The organism is Bacillus timonensis (assembly GCF_000285535.1).
In the GTDB taxonomy this organism is placed as follows: Bacteria; Bacillota; Bacilli; order Bacillales; family Bacillaceae_L; genus Ferdinandcohnia; species Ferdinandcohnia timonensis.
Genome location: NZ_HE610989.1, coordinates 209,480 through 229,926, shown reverse-complemented (window position 1 = coordinate 229,926; position 20,447 = coordinate 209,480). Strand labels below are relative to the sequence as shown.

General features: G+C 36.0%; 22 protein-coding genes, 1 pseudogene and 1 riboswitch. Of the genes and pseudogenes, 20 read left to right on the top strand and 3 right to left on the bottom strand.

Annotated features, from left to right (window positions below; translation table 11 throughout):
* Window positions 1-186 precede the first annotated feature (186 nt).
* Entirely contained in the window at window positions 187-564 is a 378-nt protein-coding gene (locus BTHG_RS21415) for a GNAT family N-acetyltransferase (protein WP_010284347.1), read from the top strand.
* A gap of 100 nt (window positions 565-664) precedes the next feature.
* Here BTHG_RS21415 and BTHG_RS21410 read toward each other — a convergent pair whose 3' ends face one another.
* Together BTHG_RS21410 and BTHG_RS25580 are read right to left on the bottom strand one after the other, a co-directional pair.
* A complete protein-coding gene (locus tag BTHG_RS21410; RefSeq protein ID WP_010284345.1) occupies window positions 665-1,195 on the bottom strand; it encodes a DUF309 domain-containing protein in 531 nt (176 codons plus the stop codon).
* 110 nt (window positions 1,196-1,305) lie between these two features.
* Window positions 1,306-1,395, bottom strand: a complete 90-nt coding sequence (locus BTHG_RS25580) for a YjcZ family sporulation protein (protein ID WP_042342399.1) — start codon at window positions 1,393-1,395, stop codon at window positions 1,306-1,308.
* A 343-nt stretch (window positions 1,396-1,738) separates the two neighbouring features.
* Between BTHG_RS25580 and BTHG_RS21400 the strand changes: the two genes are divergently transcribed.
* The 3 genes and pseudogenes from BTHG_RS21400 to BTHG_RS21390 all read left to right on the top strand — a co-directional run bounded on the left by BTHG_RS21400 (window position 1,739) and on the right by BTHG_RS21390 (window position 3,585).
* On the top strand, window positions 1,739-2,500 hold the full coding sequence (locus tag BTHG_RS21400) for a segregation/condensation protein A (RefSeq protein ID WP_042342431.1): 762 nt from the start codon (window positions 1,739-1,741) through the stop codon (window positions 2,498-2,500).
* 2 nt (window positions 2,501-2,502) lie between these two features.
* Window positions 2,503-3,092 (top strand): annotated as a pseudogene (scpB, locus tag BTHG_RS25575) (SMC-Scp complex subunit ScpB).
* A 76-nt stretch (window positions 3,093-3,168) separates the two neighbouring features.
* Entirely contained in the window at window positions 3,169-3,585 is a 417-nt protein-coding gene (locus BTHG_RS21390) for a hypothetical protein (protein WP_010284342.1), read from the top strand.
* 44 nt (window positions 3,586-3,629) lie between these two features.
* Here the strand turns inward: BTHG_RS21390 and BTHG_RS21385 are convergent, their stop codons facing one another.
* The gene (locus BTHG_RS21385; RefSeq protein ID WP_010284341.1) at window positions 3,630-4,442 is read right to left on the bottom strand and encodes a DUF2935 domain-containing protein; all 813 of its coding nucleotides are present in this window, start codon (window positions 4,440-4,442) and stop codon (window positions 3,630-3,632) included.
* 191 nt (window positions 4,443-4,633) lie between these two features.
* Between BTHG_RS21385 and BTHG_RS21380 the strand changes: the two genes are divergently transcribed.
* The 16 genes from BTHG_RS21380 to BTHG_RS21305 all read left to right on the top strand — a co-directional run bounded on the left by BTHG_RS21380 (window position 4,634) and on the right by BTHG_RS21305 (window position 20,418).
* Entirely contained in the window at window positions 4,634-5,512 is an 879-nt protein-coding gene (locus BTHG_RS21380) for a superoxide dismutase (protein ID WP_010284340.1), read from the top strand.
* A gap of 323 nt (window positions 5,513-5,835) precedes the next feature.
* Window positions 5,836-6,981, top strand: a complete 1,146-nt coding sequence (locus BTHG_RS21375; RefSeq protein ID WP_010284337.1) for a D-alanyl-D-alanine carboxypeptidase family protein — start codon at window positions 5,836-5,838, stop codon at window positions 6,979-6,981.
* Between the two features lie 2 nt (window positions 6,982-6,983).
* The gene (locus tag BTHG_RS21370; protein ID WP_010284334.1) at window positions 6,984-7,583 is read left to right on the top strand and encodes a nucleoside recognition domain-containing protein; all 600 of its coding nucleotides are present in this window, start codon (window positions 6,984-6,986) and stop codon (window positions 7,581-7,583) included.
* Window positions 7,580-8,113, top strand: a complete 534-nt coding sequence (locus tag BTHG_RS21365) for a spore maturation protein (protein ID WP_010284333.1) — start codon at window positions 7,580-7,582, stop codon at window positions 8,111-8,113. Before BTHG_RS21370 ends, BTHG_RS21365 begins: the two co-directional genes overlap by 4 nt.
* A 134-nt stretch (window positions 8,114-8,247) precedes the next feature.
* Complete coding sequence (gene rluB / locus BTHG_RS21360) at window positions 8,248-8,985, top strand: 23S rRNA pseudouridine(2605) synthase RluB (RefSeq protein WP_010284332.1); 738 nt, start codon at window positions 8,248-8,250, stop codon at window positions 8,983-8,985.
* A 146-nt stretch (window positions 8,986-9,131) separates the two neighbouring features.
* Window positions 9,132-9,662, top strand: coding sequence for a thiol-disulfide oxidoreductase ResA (resA, locus tag BTHG_RS21355; RefSeq protein ID WP_010284331.1), 531 nt, complete (start codon window positions 9,132-9,134; stop codon window positions 9,660-9,662).
* Window positions 9,663-9,675: 13 nt separating this feature from the next.
* Entirely contained in the window at window positions 9,676-11,334 is a 1,659-nt protein-coding gene (locus BTHG_RS21350) for a cytochrome c biogenesis protein ResB (RefSeq protein ID WP_010284330.1), read from the top strand.
* A gap of 1 nt (window position 11,335) precedes the next feature.
* Window positions 11,336-12,508, top strand: coding sequence for a c-type cytochrome biogenesis protein CcsB (ccsB, locus tag BTHG_RS21345; RefSeq protein WP_010284329.1), 1,173 nt, complete (start codon window positions 11,336-11,338; stop codon window positions 12,506-12,508).
* 180 nt (window positions 12,509-12,688) lie between these two features.
* A complete protein-coding gene (locus BTHG_RS21340) occupies window positions 12,689-13,405 on the top strand; it encodes a response regulator transcription factor (RefSeq protein ID WP_010284327.1) in 717 nt (238 codons plus the stop codon).
* Entirely contained in the window at window positions 13,402-15,189 is a 1,788-nt protein-coding gene (locus BTHG_RS21335) for an ATP-binding protein (RefSeq protein ID WP_010284325.1), read from the top strand. The genes BTHG_RS21340 and BTHG_RS21335 overlap by 4 nt, the downstream gene beginning before the upstream one ends.
* A gap of 272 nt (window positions 15,190-15,461) precedes the next feature.
* Window positions 15,462-15,664: riboswitch (cobalamin riboswitch) on the top strand.
* Window positions 15,665-15,832: 168 nt separating this feature from the next.
* Window positions 15,833-16,249 carry a DUF4430 domain-containing protein gene (locus BTHG_RS21330; protein WP_010284323.1) on the top strand — a complete coding sequence of 139 codons (417 nt, stop codon included), beginning with the start codon at window positions 15,833-15,835 and terminating at the stop codon, window positions 16,247-16,249.
* A complete protein-coding gene (locus BTHG_RS21325; RefSeq protein ID WP_010284319.1) occupies window positions 16,249-16,752 on the top strand; it encodes an ECF transporter S component in 504 nt (167 codons plus the stop codon). Before BTHG_RS21330 ends, BTHG_RS21325 begins: the two co-directional genes overlap by 1 nt.
* A gap of 110 nt (window positions 16,753-16,862) precedes the next feature.
* Window positions 16,863-17,411 (top strand): RNA polymerase sigma factor SigX, encoded by a 549-nt coding sequence (gene sigX / locus BTHG_RS21320; protein ID WP_010284317.1) that lies wholly within the window; start codon window positions 16,863-16,865, stop codon window positions 17,409-17,411.
* Complete coding sequence (locus BTHG_RS21315; protein ID WP_026021924.1) at window positions 17,386-18,618, top strand: hypothetical protein; 1,233 nt, start codon at window positions 17,386-17,388, stop codon at window positions 18,616-18,618. The genes sigX and BTHG_RS21315 overlap by 26 nt, the downstream gene beginning before the upstream one ends.
* Window positions 18,619-18,839: 221 nt before the next feature.
* Window positions 18,840-19,532, top strand: a complete 693-nt coding sequence (locus tag BTHG_RS27730) for a peptidoglycan DD-metalloendopeptidase family protein (protein ID WP_010284314.1) — start codon at window positions 18,840-18,842, stop codon at window positions 19,530-19,532.
* Window positions 19,533-19,605: 73 nt separating this feature from the next.
* On the top strand, window positions 19,606-20,418 hold the full coding sequence (locus tag BTHG_RS21305; protein WP_010284312.1) for a histidinol-phosphatase: 813 nt from the start codon (window positions 19,606-19,608) through the stop codon (window positions 20,416-20,418).
* Window positions 20,419-20,447 lie beyond the last annotated feature (29 nt).

The window sequence follows — 20,447 nt, the reverse complement described above, 5'->3', positions numbered from 1 at the left end:
CTTGGTTTTGTATGAAATTGGAAAGTATTGGATATAATTTAAATTTAAGGGTATTCTAAAAGAACTATGGAAAAATGAGATGGAAAATGGTACTCTTAATAAATGTATTAAGGTTAGTCCAAAAGTAGTAGGGTATTTGATAATATATATACTATTTGGAAAGTTTTTCGATAATGAGGGATTTATATGTTAATTCGTTATAAAAAGAATTATGAGAAAATCGCAATGGGGCTTCTTTCATTTATGCCAACAGAAAAGGACCTAAAGAACCTGCAAGCAACTATGAAGCAATATGAAGAAGATGATACACAGCAGTTATTCTTATGGAAAGAAGAAGATATTGTAGGAATTATCGGAACAACAATCCATGACGGGAATCTTGTAGAAATTCAACATATCTGTGTGAATCCGTCCCATCGATATCAAGGTATTGGGAAAAAGATGGTGAAGGCACTTAAAGAACATTTTCCAGATCGTGAATTAAAACCAAATGAACATACCGCAGCCTTTTTTGAGAAATGTGATTTCTCAGAGGACGAGAAATGTGAAGAAGGACAGTCATAAGACTGTCCTTTTAGAGTGTAGACAAAATCAATACTGACTTTGTCTACACGAAATTATTAGGGGTTATCTAACTATAAATAGCTTTCCCGAACTGTCCTTTTTAGCTCTCTCTTCTCAATTTTTGTTTCAATAGGAATTGCTTGTTCCGTAGAGCGATTATGTCACTTCTGTCACGTAATTTATGCTTGTGAACTAATTCCTTGTTAGTCAAGTCACTAGCTGCTCCCCAAGTCAGTCCTGTTTGAGAAGCTTTGGTGATACAGGTTGCTAATAAATTATCATCCTTTATAGGTAAATTAATACTTTCATAGGGTGATCCGTTTTTAATGTCATTATATTTTTTTTGTAAAACGTCAAGCAGATTATCAAATTGTATGCCTAATTGTTCTATTTCAAACTTTTGATTTTCACATATTTTTATTGCGCTTTTCATCATTCGTAAGGCACCTGTTGAGTTGCCACGGCGATGGTGGTAAAGAGAAACTGCAATTTGAATGAATCCGACCCAATATTGTTTTCTTTCCGGAACTGGGTCCTCTTTCCAATAATCCTCTAACACTTCATGGCATTCAAAATAATCACGATCACAATGGAAATGAATTAAATATTCAATAAAGGCTTGTGGATACAAGTGGCATAACACCTTCCTTTAACACTATGTAAGTGTAGTTTAACACAAGAACACGTCTACATAACAAAAATAAAGTGTCCAGCAATGGCTGAACACTTTATTTCATTTTCTTAAAACCAAGCAGCACCTACGATAATTAAAAGAATAAACAATACTACGATTAAGGCAAAACCGCCTCCGAAAAAGTATCCACCACTCATTTAAAATACCTCCTTAAGTTTCTTGGTTACACAGTTATAGTATGACTTTTACCTCTTCTTGTGTGGGCGTGTGTCCATAATACAGTCATTTTTTTAATTATTTTATGGGTCAAATATCCAAAAACCAGATATGGCTTGAATACGAATTATGTTCTATACTAATTATTGTGTTAAAATTAACTATAATCATCAGAAGTTCCTGCTGATTATAGTTAAAGCCTTTGGCGGATGCCACAGATTTTCAATGGAAGCTTTTCCAGCTAGCTTGAAAAAATCTTGGCGTAAATACGCTAAGGCGTATTTGATAAAATATGAAATTGTTATGAAGGGTATTTTTGGTGAGATGAACGTGGATTTACATTACAGCGTAAAAATTGACTCTTTTGAAGGTCCATTAGACCTTCTTTTACATTTAATCAATCGGCTTGAAATAGATATTTATGACATACCTGTTGCTGAGATTACAGAACAATATTTAATGTATATCCATGCAATGAAAGTATTACAATTAGACATTGCTAGCGAATATCTTGTAATGGCCGCAACGCTTTTAGCTATTAAAAGTAAAATGTTGCTTCCTAAACAAGAAGAAGAGCTTTTCGATGCAGATAGCGAGTTTGAAATTGAAGAAGACCCTCGTGAAGATTTAATGAATCGCTTGATTGAATATCGCAAATATAAAAATGCTGCTGAAGATTTGAAACACTTAGAAGAAGAACGGTCTCAATTGTTTACAAAACCACCTAGTGATTTAAGTGAATTTACAAAGGACGTTGCAATCGATTATTCATTGGATGTCAACCTCTATGACATGCTTGGCGCACTTCAAAAACTTTTGCGTCGAAAAAAATTGCAGAAACCATTATCAACAAGAATAACGAGACAAGAAATCCCCATCGAAAAAAGGATGGAAGAGATAATTAATGAATTAAAAGGGTACCGCGGAAAAAAGAAATTCACAGAACTTTTTCCATACCATGATAAAAACCATATTGTTGTTACATTCCTGGCTCTTCTTGAATTAATGAAAAAGAATGTTGTGTTAATTGAACAACAGAACAATTTTTCAGAAATTTATATATCAAGTATGGAAAGGGATTTTTAGAAATGAAATTAATAGATTGGAAAGCCATCGTGGAAGGGCTTCTATTTGCTGCTGGTGATGAAGGATTGACACTAAAACAACTGGCAGTGGTTTTAGAAATAAATGAGAGTACGGCTTTAGAGATTATTAATGATTTAAAGGATGATTACAACCATGCTGAACGAGGGATTAATATTGTTGAAGTAGCTGGAACCTTCCAACTCACAACAAAAAGGAGCATGCTGTTTATCTTAAAAAACTTGTAGAATCACCAACTTCAACTTCATTATCACAGGCTGCACTAGAAACACTTGCAATCATTGCTTATCGGCAACCAATTACACGAGCAGAAGTGGAAGAAATTCGTGGAGTGAAGACAGAAAGACCGATTCAAACCCTAATGGCAAAAGCATTGATAAAAGAGGTTGGACGTGTTGAAGGTACAGGAAGAGCCATTTTATATGGCACAACAAAGGAGTTCTTAGAGTATTTTGGATTAAAAACATTAAAAGAACTACCTCCACTTCCTGAAAAAGTTGATGAAGAATATGTCCAGGAGGAAGCGGACCTCTTTTTTGAAAGATTTCAAGAAACGATAGAAGATTCAAATTAAATAACCTTTACTACGTTAACTATGGTAATATATAAATAGATATAAATGGAAAAATGGTGGCGAGTGGGGTGGAATTGTGATAATAAAACAATGTAGTGGATTTGAGCTTGATAAAACGTTGAAAAATACCTTTGAGGACTTTTTTAATCAATCCGAAGTAATGTATATACAAGATGGAGAAGAGAAGACATTACAGGTTTTATACTTACGTTATTTTGATGAACAATTTACAACATTTACTCCTTTTACCGAAGACCCGGTTTTTACAATTGATTCAACTGAAGTTTATTTTAGGGATCTTGTAGCTTTAGTATGTTTGCTTAAGAACCCAGGATATCGTCATCGTAAACGTGTTTACCTAAATGAACAAAAACAGTTTGAAGAACATTTTAAAGGTTTACAATTTGATAGACTGAAAGAAATATTTACACATCTCCATCATAAAAATAGCTATGAAGTAAAATCAACTTTGGAATACATCAAACAGCCATAAATATGGAACCCCAATTGCTAGATTTACGCAATTGGGGTTTTCTTTTATTCTTGTACTCGAGGCTTTGTAGGGTCACAATTTGGCTGATTAATTTCTTTCGTAGTTTCCGCTAGCTTTATTAAATAGTAGCACTCTTCTCTTGCCATATGATCGGCCATAAGTGGAGTCAGTACACCTAAAATTTCTTTATTTAATTGCATTTCCTCTAACTCTTCTAAAAAACCTTTGAATATCTTCATTTCTAATTCTACATCACTGTTAAATCTAGCTAAAGCGGGGAATTCATATTGACTTGTTCGTAAAAATCCGACCATTTCAACCGCTTTTAAGTAAAAGTCTTCCCATTCTTTAACGAATGCTTCGCTCTTTTGGAGGAGTTCTTTCTCTACCCGGTCTAGATTCGATACAATCCCACCCGCATGTCCGGCAGCATCTAATAACCAAATGAGATGATGGTGAAGAGCATGTGTCGATGGTACACTTTTCCCTTCCACTAAAAAGCTGGACACCCGCAGCCACTCTTCTAATTCATTAACCATGTGATTAATAAAAGAAGGAGTAAGTCCTATTTTCACTTTTCCGATTAATTGTTCTTTAATAATATCTAATTTGAGAATTCGAAGTTGTTCGCCAGCCTTTTTTCCTTCTTGGATAATATTGATTAATTGATTGGTTTCAATGGGCTTTTTCGAATTATCTAATAAAGTATCAAAAATTGTAATAAATTGATTTGTTTTAGCAATTCTTTCAGTTTCACTTGGAGCTAAGGAGTCATGCAAAAATCGACTATGGTCACCTAAAACCTGCATCCAAAACTGAGTTTCAAATAAAGCTTCATTCTGAAAAGAACGATTCACTGGGTTATACCTCCTATAAATGTACCTATAGGTAAAAAATTCCAACCATTAGGCATTCGTCAGGTTTTTATATGTATCTGTATGTAGATGTGTTGAAAGAGGTGAATCAAGGTTGCAATTCATTATTTGTAAAGTCACAAAAGTAGGCAAATTGCATACGATAGTGTCGATTAGTTTAGAGGAGGATTATGATGGGCAACTCAGAAAAGTATGTGAATGAAGTGAAACAATGGTTTTTGGAGATGAAAAATCAATTTGAAAATGTACGGAATCAAGACCTGCAAACGAAACTATTGAATCTTTCCAATTTCATAGATGGAATAGAAGATCATTTAACTCCAACTGGTTTACTTGAGTTACAAGAGAGAGTGGAATCAATGTATGAAGAAGGGGTTCGTTTTGTAAAACAGATAGAAGAAAATGAAGGCGTTGGAGAGATACGAAGAGTGGGAATTGGCCAGCATACACTACCACCTCTCCCATATGCCTATAATGCATTAGAGCCTTTTATATCAGAAGAAATTATGAAACTCCATCATGATAAACATCATAAAAGCTATGTGGACGGACTAAACAAGGCTGAAAAAATGATGGAAAAAGCCCGTGATACAGGGGATTACGAATTGTTGAAGCATTGGGAAAGGGAAGCAGCATTTAATGGGTCTGGTCATTATTTGCATACAATTTTTTGGAATGTCATGAAACCAAAAGGCGGTGGTATGCCTGGTCGTAACTTACTTCGTCAGATTAATAGGGATTTTGGAAGCTTTGAAGCCTTTAAGAGACATTTCAGTGAAGCAGCAAACAAGGTGGAAGGTGTAGGTTGGGCAATCTTAGTATGGTCGCCAAGAGCTGGTCACTTGGAAATCTTACAAGCAGAACGTCATCAATTCATGACCCAGTGGGATACGATTCCATTGCTTGTCTTAGATGTTTGGGAACATGCCTATTACCTTCAGTATAAAAATGTTCGCGCAGACTACGTGAAGAATTGGTGGAATATCGTCAATTGGGATGAAGTGGAACACCGATTTAATGAAGCATCAAAACTTCAATGGAAGCAGTATTAATATTTTTTTGTTTCCCTTTCTGACCAAGCATTGGTCAGTTTTTTTGTGTTATTTGCGCATAGTTTTTGATGTCTAGCTGCAGCGACTAGCCCCTCGAGGTCAAATAAACTGTGGACAGAAAAGTCACAGAACGAATTTTTTTGCCAAGAACATTTGCTTGTCGGACTTGCACAGGAAGTGCTGACATCGACGTTTGCCACAGGACGTGGCAGTAGTTAGTCGATGTTCCACATCAAGGTCCTTTCGCATTTCAAATTTTTATTCATATAGTTGGACATGTTTTGCATAGACTTTTACAAAACAGCAAAAGGGACGGGGATCGAATGACATATTTTCGCAAAAGACTTATTTTATGTATCATCATTGTTATGATTCTCATAGGCTTCCTTCCTCAAAAAACGAGTGCACTTTCTGTTAGTGCAAAAGGTGCGATCCTAATAGAGCAAGAGTCTGGTAGAATTTTGTATGAAAAAAATGCCCATCAACGAATGAGAATTGCGAGTATAACAAAAATCATGACAGCCATTATCGCTATTGAATCAGGGAAATTGAACGATATGGTTAAGGTGAGTAATAAAGCAGTGCGTACGGAAGGATCATCCTTATATTTACAGCCGAATGAGGAAATTAAACTTGAGCACTTAGTCTATGGATTGATGTTACGATCTGGTAATGATTCTGCAGTTGCTATCGCTGAGCATGTAGGCGGTAGTTTAGACGGCTTTGTATTTTTAATGAACCAAAAAGCTGCAGAAATCGGCATGCAAAATACAGAGTTTGCAAATCCACATGGATTGGATGACCACGAAAATCACTATTCTTCAGCCTATGACATGGCGATTTTAATGCGTTATGCTATGAAAAATGAAAAATTCAGGGAAATATCCGGCACAAAGGTGTACCGTGCTCCAAACCCGAACGAAAAATGGGATCGCGTCTGGCGAAATAAAAATAAACTACTTACACAATTATACCCATATAGTACAGGTGGAAAAACAGGTTATACAAAACGTGCTAAGCGTACTTTAGTTTCAACTGCATCAAAGGATGGGGTTGATTTAATTGCCGTCACGATAAACGCGTCTGATGACTGGAATGATCATATGAACATGTTTAACCGTGCTTTTGATACGTATGATTTAGTGAAGGTTGTGGAAGAAGGCGATATTCAAACAGATAATAACTTTTATAAAGGAAAAGTATTTGTAGATCATGATTTTAAGTACCCACTCACTAAAGAAGAAGAACAAGAAATAAAACTTACGATGGATTTCTTAAAACCAAATAAAAATGAGTGGAGAAAACCAGAAAATGTTCCTGATATAGTAGGGACTCTTACTGTAAATCTTGGCGATGAGACGATTGAAGAGATGCCTATCTATTTTGATAATGGCAATAACGATAGACCAAAGGAAACGTTCTGGCATACACTTAAAAGTATTTTTTTAGTAATTTTAGGGGTTAGATGACGATGGTAAATATTATCTGGGTTGCAATGACAGTTATTGGGATTATATTTGCGGTCGTGAATGGAACAATCAGTGAGGTAAATGAAGCTATTTTTAAGGGAGCTTCAGAAGCAGTCACCATTTGTATAGGGTTAATTAGTGTGTTGGTATTTTGGTTAGGACTCATGAGAATTGCCCAAGAGGCTGGTTTGTTAGAAAAACTTTCAAAACTATTTCGACCTATTGTGAGTCGCTTATTCCCAGAGGTTCCAGTAAATCACCCGGCCATGGGGTATATGCTATCAAATATGATTGCTAATATGTTTGGACTTGGCAATGCAGCAACACCTATGGGAATTAAAGCGATGGAACAGCTTAAAGAGCTAAATGACGGGAAAACATCTGCAAGTCGCTCAATGATTACTTTTCTAGCGATTAATACAGCGAGTGTAACTCTCATACCTACCACTGTAATTGCCATTAGAATGACATATAAATCTGCAAATCCAACTGAAATTGTAGGCCCCACATTAATCGTAACTGTAACTTCGGCAATTGGTGCTGTGTTAATTGATAGATATTTTTATTATCGAAGAGTAAAGAAGGGTGGAGTTGATAAATGAATATGATTAACACCCTATCACTCTGGCTTATACCTGGAATCATTGGGTTTATCCTTATTTTTGGGACTGCGAAACGAATTCCAACCTATGAAACATTTGTGGAGGGCGGAAAGGAAGGCATTAAAATTGCCTTTTCAATCATTCCATATTTAGTTGGAATGTTAGTTTCGATTTCAATATTTAGAGCGTCAGGTGCAATGGAATTTCTCGTAAGTTTAATTCGTCCGGCATTGGAATTTATAGGATTTCCACCAGAGATTGCACCCTTATCTTTAATAAGGCCAATTTCCGGTACAGCAGCTCTAGGGATGACATCAGATTTGATTGCTACATATGGTCCAGATTCTTTTATTGGTCGACTAGCATCAATCATGCAAGGTAGTACAGATACAACCTTTTATGTACTAACAGTTTATTTCGGAGCAGTCGGAATTAAAAAAATGGGAGATGCCTTAAAGGTCGGGTTACTAGCCGATTTATTAGGTATAATCATCAGTATCATAGTGGTCACTTTAATATTTGGTACATAAAACACGCAAAATGGCGTGTTTTTTTGTGCCATACACCAATTTTATAGGAAACTACTGGATTGGGCATAATAGAGAATGTTTTTATCTTGTACAAATAGAAAGAAACAAGTAAGATGTTTAAGGGGTGAGCATAGATGGAACGTTTACAGAAAATAATTGCACATGCAGGTGTTGCTTCAAGAAGAAAAGCTGAGGAGCTTATTGTTGCAGGACATGTTAAAGTGAATGGAAAAGTTGTAAAGGAGCTTGGGGTTAAAGTTGGCCCAAATGATAAAATTGAGGTAAGTGGTATCCCACTTGAAAGGGAAGAGCCAGTATATTTTTTATTTTATAAACCGCGTTCTGTGATTTCAAGTGTGAGTGATGATAAAGGAAGAAAGGTTGTAACCGACTTTTTTCCAGAAGTTAAGGAACGTATATATCCAGTAGGAAGACTTGATTATGATACGTCAGGATTGCTTTTATTAACAAATGACGGGGAATTTGCAAACCTTTTAATTCATCCGAAATATGAAATCGACAAAGTTTATGTTGCGAAGATAAAAGGTATCCCATCAAAGGAAAAGCTTCGCCAACTAGAAAGAGGTATTAAGTTAGAGGACGGAGTAACTGCTCCTGCTAGAGTGAAGCTTATTTCGATGGACAAGCGTAAACAAACATCCATTATCGAGATTAGTATTCATGAAGGACGAAACAGACAGGTAAAGAGAATGTTTGAGGCGATTGGACATCAAGTAATGAAGTTAAAGAGGGAAAGATTTGGATTCCTTACACTTCAAGGACTACATACTGGGGAGTACAGAGAATTGCTTCCGCATGAGGTAAAGCAATTAAGGGCGTTAGCGAGTTCTAAGAATAATCGTTTAAGTTAGTAGGCCAAATCGAATAGAAATTGGCCTACCAATAACTATTCTCAATTGTCACATAACCTTCAAAATGTTTGCAATGTCATAATTGTATTAAGTGCTATAATGGCAAGGGAAGTACATATCTAATTTAATATAAAGGGAGATTTCCAATGGACAAGAAAAAGCGACGATTAGTTATTCGGACCATCATATTGTTACTTCTCGCCGCTGCACTCGTTTATACATTGTATATTAACTTTTTTACGAGTAAGGAAAAGGTAGCAGTTGGGGATAAGGCACCAGATTTTGTCGTTACAGACTTGAATGGGAAGGAACACCATTTATCAGAGTATCGAGGAGAAAAAGGTGTGTTTTTAAACTTCTGGGGAACATGGTGTGAGCCGTGTCAACGAGAATTCCCATATATTGATACATATTATCAGGACTATAAGGATCAAGGAGTAGAGGTCATCGCAATAAATGTTGGTGAACCGAAATTTAGTGTAAACAACTTTATCGAAAAATACGATTTATCATTTCCAGTTGCAATCGATAAAGGAAACCAGTTGCTAAATGCCTATGGTATTGACCCATTACCAACAACCTTGTTAATTGATAAAGATGGCGAAGTTGTCAAAATCATTACTGGTGAAATGACTAGCAAGATGGTACGAGAATATATGGAGCTAATAAAACCATAGGGAGTTATTTTTTATGGAAAACGTAAAATGCGAATGTGGGCATGTAAATCCACATGGAACAATTTTTTGTGAAGCTTGTGGGAAACCAGTCCAAACCGAGGAAACAACTCAGAATGAAAAAGAGAAAAAGCCATTACTTGATATGAGGTATGAGGGAAGTGCGAGACGCTCCCAAACCTATAATAAAACAATTGTCGATAAGATTTGGAATTTCTTTTCATCTGTAAAAGTTGGAATTTGGATTATCGTTCTATTGCTCATTGCATCAGCACTTGGAACGATTTATCCACAGCAATTATACATACCACCAAGCATGAGTCCGGCTGATTTTTATGAACAGGAATACGGTATTACTGGTAGATTATATTACCAATTAGGCTTCCATAATCTTTATGGTTCATGGTGGTATATGATTCTTATTGCAATGTTGGGCGTTTCTTTAATCATTTGTAGTATTGACCGTGTTGTACCTTTATACAAAGCTTTGAAAAAGCAAGGTGTTACACGTCATGAAAGTTTCTTGAAAAGACAGCGTGTATACGGTAAAAACATTGTCGAAGATGTAGATAAAGATTTTGAAGCGGTGAAAGTAAAACTAAGAAAAAAACATTATTCCATCCGTGAAGAAAACGGGAATATATTAGCTGAAAAAGGGCGTTTCTCAAGATGGGGACCATATGTGAACCATGTTGGTTTAATCATTTTCCTAATTGGTGCGATGCTTCGCTTTGTACCTGGTATGTATGTAGACGAAGTTCTCTGGATTCGTGAAGGAGAAACTGCAAGTGTCCCAGGAACACATGGAAAGTATTATTTGAAAAGCGATAAATTTATTGTGGAAGTGTATGAAAAAGGCAAAGAAAAGGAAGTCTTTGATAAGGCCATTGAACTTGCGGGAAATGGTATGGTTGTAAAAAACTATCAATCAGATGTTACGCTATATGAACGAACAGATGAGATTATTCCCGGTGTTGAACCAAAATTAAAAGAAATTAAATCGCATGAAATTCGAGTGAATGAGCCATTAAAGCATGATCATTATGCAGTCTACCAAGTTGATTACAAATTAAATGAATTTAGTACGATGTCATTTTCTCTGGTAGACAAGGAAACAAATCAGGATTATGGAACAATCACAATCAATTTAATGGATCCACAAGAAAAATATGATTTAGGTAATGGATATTCAGTCGAGTTGGCAAGCTATTTCCCAGATTTCTTTTTTAATGATAAAGGGGAGCCGGCTACGAAAACAAAAATTCCAAATAATCCAGCCTTTGTATTTAAAATGTTTGCACCTGATAAGCCAGATGGAGAAATCAGTTTTGTAGCCATTCAGCAAAATATTGAACCACTCGGTGACAATAAATACAAGATGGCATTTGCTGGTGTGGAAATGAAGAATGTTTCAGGCTTAACAGTAAGAAGAGACTTTACGTTATGGATTCTTGCAGTTGGTGGAGCAATCTTTATGATTGGAGTCATTCAAGGTTCTTACTGGCACCATCGCCGCATCTGGCTGCAACGCAAAAATAATGAGGTTATTGTTGCCGGTCATACTAACAAAAACTGGTTTGGATTAAAAAATGAAATCCGTTATGTACTTAGTGATACAGATATAGCGGAACCTGTAGATCAAGTTGATGTAAAAAACAAGGAGAAGGAGGGATAATATGGCTGCTTTAAGCTCAAATCTATTATATGCCGCTTTCATTCTCTATCTTGTCGCAACCTTTGTCTTTGGTGGGGCAATAAGAGATAAAAAGAGCACAAATGGTTATAATCGTTGGTCACATGTCGGAATTTTCATCACTATCATCGGATTTGCTGGACAGGTAGGCTATTTTATTACCCGATGGATTGCCTCAGGACATGCACCTGTTAGTAATTTGTTTGAATTTATCACTTTCTTTGGAATGATGTTAGTCCTTGCATTCATCATCATTTATTTTATTTATAAAACAAGTATTTTAGGCCTCTTTACATTGCCAATTGCATTATTAGTTATTGCTTATGGAAGTATGTTTTCAAGAGAAATCTCTCCCTTAATTCCAGCGTTGCAAAGTGACTGGCTTCACATCCATGTTACGACAGCGGCATTAGGTCAGGCGATTCTTTCCATTAGCTTTGTTGCCGGAATCTTGTATCTATTAAAATCTGTTGATCAGACTGTAAAAAGCAAGCAAACATTTTGGTTAGAATTTGTTATGTATGTGCTAGTTGTTGTTGTAGGCTTCGTAGCAATTACAAGTACCTTTGGTGCAATGAAATATGAATCAGTCTTTTCTTGGGTTGATAAGGAAGGCACAAATGCCGAAATGGTATATAAATTACCTGCATTAGTGGTACCAAATGAAGGAGAATTACTAACAGATGGTAAGTTTTCAAGTGGTATTGAACTGCCAGCATTATTAAGTGCTAGAAAAGTGAATACTGTTCTTTGGTCAATCATTTCTGGTTCGATTTTATTTGGATTATTACGTTTAATTCTACGTAAACGTATTGGTGCTGCCTTACAGCCTTTAACAAAACGATTAAATTTAGATTTAGTTGATGAAATAGGGTATCGTTCAGTAGCAATTGGATTTCCAGTATTCACCTTAGGTGCGTTAATTTTTGCAATGATTTGGGCCCAAATTGCATGGACGCGTTTCTGGGGATGGGATCCAAAAGAAGTATGGGCTCTTATCACGTGGCTCTTCTATGCTGCCTTCCTTCACTTAAGATTATCAAAAGGTTGGCATGGCGAAAAATCAGCATGGCTAGCAGTGGTTGGATTCTTTATAATAATGTTCAATACAATTTTTGTAAATCTCGTTATCGCTGGATTACACTCATATGCATAGTAGAAAAAGCCTTCATCACTTTGGTGAGGGCTTTTTTTCACCTTTTTTGTGTCGAAATATTGACTTTTCCTTCGCTGGGTAAACTAGTGTGATATATGTTATAGCTAAATATGAAATTTTTATGTACGATAGAGATGTATAGAAATATTCTTTCGGAAAGAAAATGGAGGAATAAGAAAAATGGAAAACGAAGCAAAGATTTTAGTTGTCGATGATGAAGAAAGAATTCGTCGTTTACTCAAAATGTATTTAGAACGAGAAAATTATGTAATTGAAGAAGCGGATAATGGCGATATTGCCATAGAAAAGGCATTAAAAAATGAGTATGATCTTATTTTGTTAGATCTCATGATGCCTGGTAAGGATGGTATTGAAGTTTGTCGTGAATTGCGAGAAAAGAAGTCAACTCCGATTATCATGCTTACCGCAAAAGGCGAGGAAGTAAACCGTGTACAAGGCTTTGAGGTTGGAACTGATGACTATATTGTGAAACCATTTAGTCCAAGAGAAGTTGTCCTTCGTGTGAAAGCATTATTGAGAAGAGCATCACTCACAACCTACCTTCAAACTGAGACAACCGCTAAGGATGTTATTGTATTTCCACATCTAACAATAGATAATGATGCACACCGTGTCTTGGCAGATGGAAAGGAAGTAGGCTTAACTCCGAAGGAATATGAGTTATTATGTTTCTTGGCAAAATCACCAGACAAGGTATTTGATCGTGAACAACTTTTAAAAGAGGTATGGCATTATGAATTCTTTGGTGATTTACGAACAGTTGATACACATGTTAAACGCTTGCGTGAAAAATTAAATAAAGTGTCTCAAGATGCAGCAAAAATGATTGTCACAGTATGGGGCGTTGGTTATAAATTTGAGGTCGGCCAAGAATGAAATTTTGGCGAAGTGTCGTAGGAAAACTTTGGGCAACCATTCTTTTACTGTTTTCCTTTGTTTTATTTGTATTAACGATTCTTTTCATGGAGTATTTTGAGAATTATCATATTCAAGAAGCGGAAAGAAATTTAACTCAATTAGCAGCCAATATAGCTGTCATTATGGAACAACACGAGGATAAAAATGTTGCCAGATCGCTTGCGTGGGAACTTGTGAATAATGAAACAAAGGTCGTTATTATAGCAGATGAGAACACATATTGGGTATCTCCTGATCGGGAGTTAGTGGCAAATATTCCTGTTTCACTTATAACAGAAGATCCAGTGCTAAAACGAGTTATCACAAATGATCAAAACGAAAGTAAAAAGATTATCCTACCGGAAAGTAATACTGTGAATAATAAACAAAGTCGGGAGCTATTCGTAGTTGGAGCACCTCTCCATATCGAAAATGATCAAGAGGGTGCAGTATTTCTCTATCAATCTTTGGATGTTGTCCAAAGTACAACTCGACATACGACCCAATTCATTATTTTAGCAGCAGGTATTGGGATTGTTCTTACTACTGTTTTTGCCTTTTTCTTACTTACACGTATTACAGCTCCTTTACGTAAAATGAGGGAAGCTGCATTTGAAGTAGCAAGAGGGAAATTTGATACAAAGGTTCCGATTCTCACCCATGATGAGATTGGTGCTCTCGGAATGGCCCTAAATCAAATGGGAAGACAATTAAAATATAATATGAATGCTCTTAATCAAGAAAAGGAGCAACTCGCAAGTATATTAAACAGTATGGCCGATGGCGTTATTACATTAAATCGTGATGGAACCATTCTGATAACAAATCCACCTGCAGAACGTTTTTTACAGGCATGGTATTATCAGCAAGGTATGTATCAAGATGTTGGAGAAGAACTACCACCGCAAGTGAAGGAATTATTTCAACGTTCCGTTTCATTTGAAAAAGAACAATTTATTGAGATAAGTCTTCAAGGAAGAACATGGGTTATTTTAATGAGTCCGCTTTATAATCAGACATATATTAGGGGTGCGGTTGCTGTGCTTCGAGATATGACCGAAGAAAGGCGTTTGGATAAACTTCGGGAAGATTTTATTGCAAATGTTTCACACGAGCTAAGAACACCGATTGCAATGTTACAGGGTTATAGTGAAGCAATAATGGATGATATTGCAAGCTCTGAAGAAGAAAGAAAAGAAATCACAAAGGTTATTTATGATGAATCCTTACGCATGGGAAGACTTGTCAACGAACTATTAGACTTGGCTAGAATGCAATCAGGCAATATAACTTTGAATAAAGAAAAAGTCGAGTTTGATTCTCTGGTTAATCGAGTGATTAGGAAATTTCAAGGCTTGGCAAAGGATAATGTAATAACCCTAACGGCAACAAAGGACGAGGAAATCGGTGAGATTTTCCTTGATGCTGACCGAATCGAACAAGTATTTACGAATTTGATTGATAATGCCATTAGACATACCGATGAGAATGGCAAGGTTGAGGTACATGTAACAGGACAAGAGACATCCGTTAAGGTGGATATTAAAGATACTGGATCAGGTATTCCGGAAGAGGATTTGCCATTTGTGTTTGAACGTTTTTATAAAGCAGACAAAGCCAGAACGAGAGGAAAATCTGGAACTGGTTTAGGACTGGCTATCGTTAAAAATATAATAGATGCACACAATGGGAATATTTCGGTCCATAGTAAACTTGGAGAAGGAACGACATTTACATTCGTAATCCCTCGAAAAAGTGAATAATTTGATATAATGTGGCGAAGATTCTTGTTCCATAAGAAACATTTATCTTGTAAAAGAAATTTTCTTCAAGTAATATAATGATTGTTATAATAATTTAATAACAAATTGGAATTTTAGGTGTCAGAGAAGATTTTTCTCTTCTCAAAATGAGGGTTCAAAAAAGGATGAAAAGGACCGAGAAGTTCGAGGCGGCGAAGCTTTGAGTACCGGAACGTATGAAGCATATACGTGAGGAGCGGAGAAGCAAGCCAACGAAGAAATTCGATGTGTCATTTTAACCGGAACTTTTGAACATCATCTTATAGACTTAATAGGGAATCTGGTGTGAATCCAGAACTGCCCCCGCAACTGTAAAAGTGGACGAAATGAGAAAAACCACTGTATGTCTGGATGGCAAAAGCTGTTCAACATATGGGAAGGACTCAAAGTAGGAAGAAGCTTAAGTCAGTAGACCTGCCTTAAAATTCAAGTTTCGATTAATTCTTCGGGGTGTGGGAATTAACAATCAAGCTCTATGCTTTTTTGTTGTTTCCCAATTAATTTACCAAAGCTCACCCGATGTGGTGAGCTTTTTAATTTGGTAATAGTACTTATAGTACTTACACATAAAATATTTTATTAACAACAAAGGGGAGCTAGAAACATGAAGAAACTCATAGTTGCTTTACTATCACTAGGATTATTATTTGGATGTAGCAATGATCAACCAACAAACGATACTTCCAAAAATACGTCTGAAACTGTCAACAAAGAAGAAAAAGCTGAAATCGTAACAGTTGTCATTTCAAAGAACAACGGCGAAGAAATCATTGAAGAAAAAGAAATCGAAATTGAAGAGGGTAAAGAAGTGACCGTTATGGACGTTATGCAAGAAAACTTTGACATTGAAACACAATTTGATGGTGCTTTTGTTGCTAGCATTAACGGAGTAGCAGGCAGCGAAGATGAAAAAACATCTTGGTTTTATTCAGTAAATGGAGAAGAAGCAATGGTAGGAGCGAACGAATACAAGTTGGAGCCTGATGACAAGATTGAATTTGACCTACATAAGTGGGAATAATGAATTTATCTGTTAAAAATCTAACGCTCTTATCGATGCTAATCGCGTTATCGGTTGTAGGACGGATTGCATTTACCTTTCTACCTAATGTCCAGCCTACTACCACGATTATTATTATAACTAGCTTATTTTTAGGACCAATCTATGGTGTGCTTGTTGCCGTTATTAGTTCTGTATTATCTAATCTTGTAATGGGTATGGGCTTATGGACCATTGGACAAATCATTGCGTGGGGGATAATTGGCTTAGTAAGCGGTGCATTACGTAAGCATCGCGAGAGAATTCCAGTCGTTTTACTATCTATCTATGCTGTGTTTTGTGGATTTTTGTATGGCTTTGTTATCTCTATTCCGCTATATGTACTCTCTGGAAAATTCTTCGCTTATTATATAGCTGGTTTACCATTTGATTTGAGCCATGCAATTGGAAATGGCGTATTCTTTCTCGTCCTATATCCAATCTTGAGACTATTATTCTTGAAAAATGTAACAATCGCAAAGTAAGGAAGAATATTACCAAAATATTCTTCCTTTTTGTTTGAAAACATACTATATTGGGAGTGTAACTTTTTTTATAGTGCTTACGACTAATGAGATGAACGGGAGGATTTAAAATGGATTCCTTATTTGAGGAATTATATGAAAAGTATCATCACGATGTGTTCTCCTTCTTATTTTATATGGTAAAAAATCGTGAACTAGCTGAGGATCTCGTTCAGGAAGTTTATATTAGAGTTTTAAAATCATATGATAGATTCGAAGGAAAGAGTAGTGAAAAAACATGGTTATTTTCAATTGCAAGACATGTTGCGATTGATTCGTTTCGGAAACAAAAAGGCTGGAAGCAACGTATAATGGATTCATTTGATTGGAGTCGCCAAGAGATAAAGGATTATGCTCCGCTTCCAGAAGAAATAGCGTTGCAAAACGAGCAAGTTCAAGTGATGTATCGCTGTTTAGATCGCTGTACAACTGATCAGCGCATGGTGCTAATATTGCGTTATATTCAGTCACTTTCGATTTCAGAGACTGCAGAAGCACTTGGCTGGACGGAGAGTAAAGTAAAAACAACTCAGCATAGAGGCCTTAAGGTCTTAAAGACGTATATGGAGGAATCAGGCGTAAAGGAGGGTGTAGATGATGAAAAAATCAGAGTGGAATGATGAACAACTAGAGCAGCTGCTTACGCAAATGCCAGGTATAAAAGACAAAAGAAAGCCACATGAGATTTATCAAAATATAACCCTTTCAATGAATAAGAAAAAGAGAAAAGTGTGGATTGTTCCTACCATTGCATCTGCAGCAGCAGCACTTCTTTTATTCATGTTAGCTCCTTCTTTTATAAATAATATGAACAGTTCAAGTTCTGACTCAGCACAAATGAGAGAAAACATGAGTATTGCAAAAGATACCGACAATAAAGAGTCAGCATCAAAAGACGAATCATTTAACACTTTACAAAAAGCAGATGAACCAGGACAGGATGAAGAGGCTCGTATTTTTTCGTTTGATGAGCAATCTAGCCAAAGCTATGTCGTTACTAATGTGGCAGAAAATGAAGTCCTCTTAACATATGGCGTATATTTAGGAGGTGCCATGTTTCCTTCCTTCGTGTCAGTAGTAGTAGATTCAGATGGGGAAAATGTTATCGAACAATGGCAACAGAATGTACCTAAAGTAAATGATGTTATTCGTCAAAACATAGAATGGGGCATTGATGAGATTCCTGAAGCTTATTTTGGGGACTTTTCTGAAATTGAAACGAAAGACAAAACTAAAGCAGTTAAGGTTGAAGTAAATAATACAATTCAGACAGGTTCCTTTTCACCTGCAGAATCTGATCAGTTTAGACATACCATTAATTCGTTTCGATATCTATTAGAACAATATCAACATGTAGAGCTTTTCCAAAATAATCAACAAGGCATTATGATTGGGCAGTCAGGTATTGTCGAGAAAAGTATCGATGTAGAAGAGGATACAAAAAAGGCTTACTTGTATTATAAGAATGAAGGATCTGAACATAAAGTTTTAGCCTTAACCTATGACGAGTTCAATACATTCGAACAAGCTCTGGAAGTGATGAAGGCAGATGTAGAACAAGGGGATTATAAACTTAACCCACCTATAATTTCTGAAATAAAAGCAGTAAAAGAAGAAGGAAAAAATGTAGAGATTCATTTTAGTGATAATACAGTTCTAGAGAATTCGGATAATTACATCCTCATGTTGGATGCAATCATGTTAACAGCTAAAGAGTTTAATTTCGATACTGTTACATTTTACGGGAACATCGATCAAATTGGCGATGTGCGATTCGGGGAACCAACCAGTGTCCCACTTGCACCCAATCTATTACCTTTAAATTAAAGAGACAATCAGCTGTCTCTTTTTTTTTGCTTTAAAAATATACATGTATTTATTTACATAATTTAAGAAAACTTTTCAAATAATGAAAGGGTGTCCCTTCCCGTTGCTTGATTAAATAGATAATCGTAGATAAGGAGGTGTCCATGATCAAGCAAAAATAATGATAAGGGCTCAATTAGTTTTATATAGCACTAATTGTTCAATTTTCAAGGAGGATTATCATGTTTGTTAGACGATTTGCAAGCTGGGCCGTAATGGCAGCATTATTAGAATTACTCTTTATCTTTGGACACAATGTCACTGCACAGGAGCTTCCAGCAGTTAATACTGAGGAGTGGGCATGGCCAGTTATAGGGAGAATTACTGACACATTCGGAACTAGACAAGGGAATCACAAAGGATTAGACATAGCAGCTCCGCTTGGAGATCACATATATGCAGTTGAGAAAGGAATTGTTAAAAAATCGTACTACAAGGGCTCATATGGCCATGTAGTCTTCATTGAACATCCAAATGGGTATGAAACGGTTTATGCTCATCTTAGTAAACGAATTGTTCAGGAAGGTGAAACTGTCGAAAAAGGTCAATTAATTGGTCATATTGGAAGTACAGGTAACTCAACAGGACCACATTTGCATTTTGAAGTACATAATGGGGAATGGAATTCTTCTAGAAACAATGCGATTGACCCTCTTTATATGCTAACTGATAAACAAATTCTTGTTCCTGTATTCATGCAAAAAGAGCATGCAGAAGTTTCCAAAAAGCTTGAGACCTACACCGTCAAAGCAGGAGATTCCTTATCTATTATTGCTAGCAGGGTGGGGCTATCAGTTGAAGAAATAAAAGTACTGAATCAGTTAACTGATGATTTAATTTTTCCGAATCAAATTTTAATTGTCGAAAAATCCTAAATAATTTTGAGCTTTTTTATTCCCTTCGTAGTCTTGTTCTTGTATAATAAAAAAAACTTCGAGGGGGATTCAGATGCGTACTGATTATCACAATCACTTAGAGCTTGGAACACTTGAATTAGACTATTTAATGAAGTTTATTGATGAAGCAAAGGCAAAAAAAATTGACCATTTTGGTATCTCAGAGCATGCTTATCACTTTTATCAGACAAAGGATATTCTAAGTAATCCTTGGGTTGACGCAAGAAGATATTACGATATGAAGGATTATGTAGATTTATTTAAAATTGCTTGGAAAAACAATATCGATGTAAAAATGTCAATCGAAATGGATTATACACCAGGGAAGCATGCTGAAATGGAAAAATTCATTTCTTCCTATGATTTTGATTATGTAATAGGTTCTATTCACTGGGTCGGTGACTTTGGTATTGATCTTGCTGAGTTCCGTGAAGAATGGGATAAGAGAGATCTACATGATACATATACGAAATACTATGATCAGGTTGTTACTTTAGCGGAGTCCAACTTATTTGATATTATCGGTCATATTGATCTAGTTAAAATTTTTAAATATATCCCAACAGATGAAGAATTTCTTTTGCATCAATTTGATCGTGCAACTAATGCATTAGCAAATTCCAAAACCTGTGTGGAAATCAGTACAGCAGGACTACGAAAGACAATCGGCAAACTATATCCAGATCCACGCTTACTGCAAATGTGTTTTGATAAACATATTCCAATCGTTTTATCATCTGATGCACATCGACCTCAGGATGTAGGCGCTGATTTTGACCAAGCCATAGAGTTAGCTAAACGTGTTGGCTATAAAACACTCATGACATTTGAAAAAGGGGAACGAAAAGAAGTTCCACTAGGATAAAAAAACAGGCGAAAGCCTGTCAGAGTGTA

Excerpts from the sequence above, each read along its gene's own strand:
- BTHG_RS21325 (WP_010284319.1), top strand. The coding sequence starts at position 16,249 with ATGAATTTATCTGTTAAAAATCTAACGCTCTTATCGATGCTAATCGCG.
- BTHG_RS25580 (WP_042342399.1), bottom strand. The coding sequence starts at position 1,395 with ATGAGTGGTGGATACTTTTTCGGAGGCGGTTTTGCCTTAATCGTAGTA.
- BTHG_RS21365 (WP_010284333.1), top strand. The coding sequence starts at position 7,580 with ATGAATATGATTAACACCCTATCACTCTGGCTTATACCTGGAATCATT.
- resA (WP_010284331.1), top strand. The coding sequence starts at position 9,132 with ATGGACAAGAAAAAGCGACGATTAGTTATTCGGACCATCATATTGTTA.
- BTHG_RS21315 (WP_026021924.1), top strand. The coding sequence starts at position 17,386 with ATGATGAAAAAATCAGAGTGGAATGATGAACAACTAGAGCAGCTGCTT.
- BTHG_RS21350 (WP_010284330.1), top strand. The coding sequence starts at position 9,676 with ATGGAAAACGTAAAATGCGAATGTGGGCATGTAAATCCACATGGAACA.
- BTHG_RS21415 (WP_010284347.1), top strand. The coding sequence starts at position 187 with ATGTTAATTCGTTATAAAAAGAATTATGAGAAAATCGCAATGGGGCTT.
- BTHG_RS21330 (WP_010284323.1), top strand. The coding sequence starts at position 15,833 with ATGAAGAAACTCATAGTTGCTTTACTATCACTAGGATTATTATTTGGA.
- BTHG_RS21305 (WP_010284312.1), top strand. The coding sequence starts at position 19,606 with ATGCGTACTGATTATCACAATCACTTAGAGCTTGGAACACTTGAATTA.
- BTHG_RS27730 (WP_010284314.1), top strand. The coding sequence starts at position 18,840 with ATGTTTGTTAGACGATTTGCAAGCTGGGCCGTAATGGCAGCATTATTA.
- BTHG_RS21380 (WP_010284340.1), top strand. The coding sequence starts at position 4,634 with ATGGGCAACTCAGAAAAGTATGTGAATGAAGTGAAACAATGGTTTTTG.
- BTHG_RS21340 (WP_010284327.1), top strand. The coding sequence starts at position 12,689 with ATGGAAAACGAAGCAAAGATTTTAGTTGTCGATGATGAAGAAAGAATT.
- sigX (WP_010284317.1), top strand. The coding sequence starts at position 16,863 with ATGGATTCCTTATTTGAGGAATTATATGAAAAGTATCATCACGATGTG.
- BTHG_RS21375 (WP_010284337.1), top strand. The coding sequence starts at position 5,836 with ATGACATATTTTCGCAAAAGACTTATTTTATGTATCATCATTGTTATG.
- ccsB (WP_010284329.1), top strand. The coding sequence starts at position 11,336 with ATGGCTGCTTTAAGCTCAAATCTATTATATGCCGCTTTCATTCTCTAT.
- rluB (WP_010284332.1), top strand. The coding sequence starts at position 8,248 with ATGGAACGTTTACAGAAAATAATTGCACATGCAGGTGTTGCTTCAAGA.
- BTHG_RS21370 (WP_010284334.1), top strand. The coding sequence starts at position 6,984 with ATGGTAAATATTATCTGGGTTGCAATGACAGTTATTGGGATTATATTT.
- BTHG_RS21400 (WP_042342431.1), top strand. The coding sequence starts at position 1,739 with ATGAACGTGGATTTACATTACAGCGTAAAAATTGACTCTTTTGAAGGT.
- BTHG_RS21335 (WP_010284325.1), top strand. The coding sequence starts at position 13,402 with ATGAAATTTTGGCGAAGTGTCGTAGGAAAACTTTGGGCAACCATTCTT.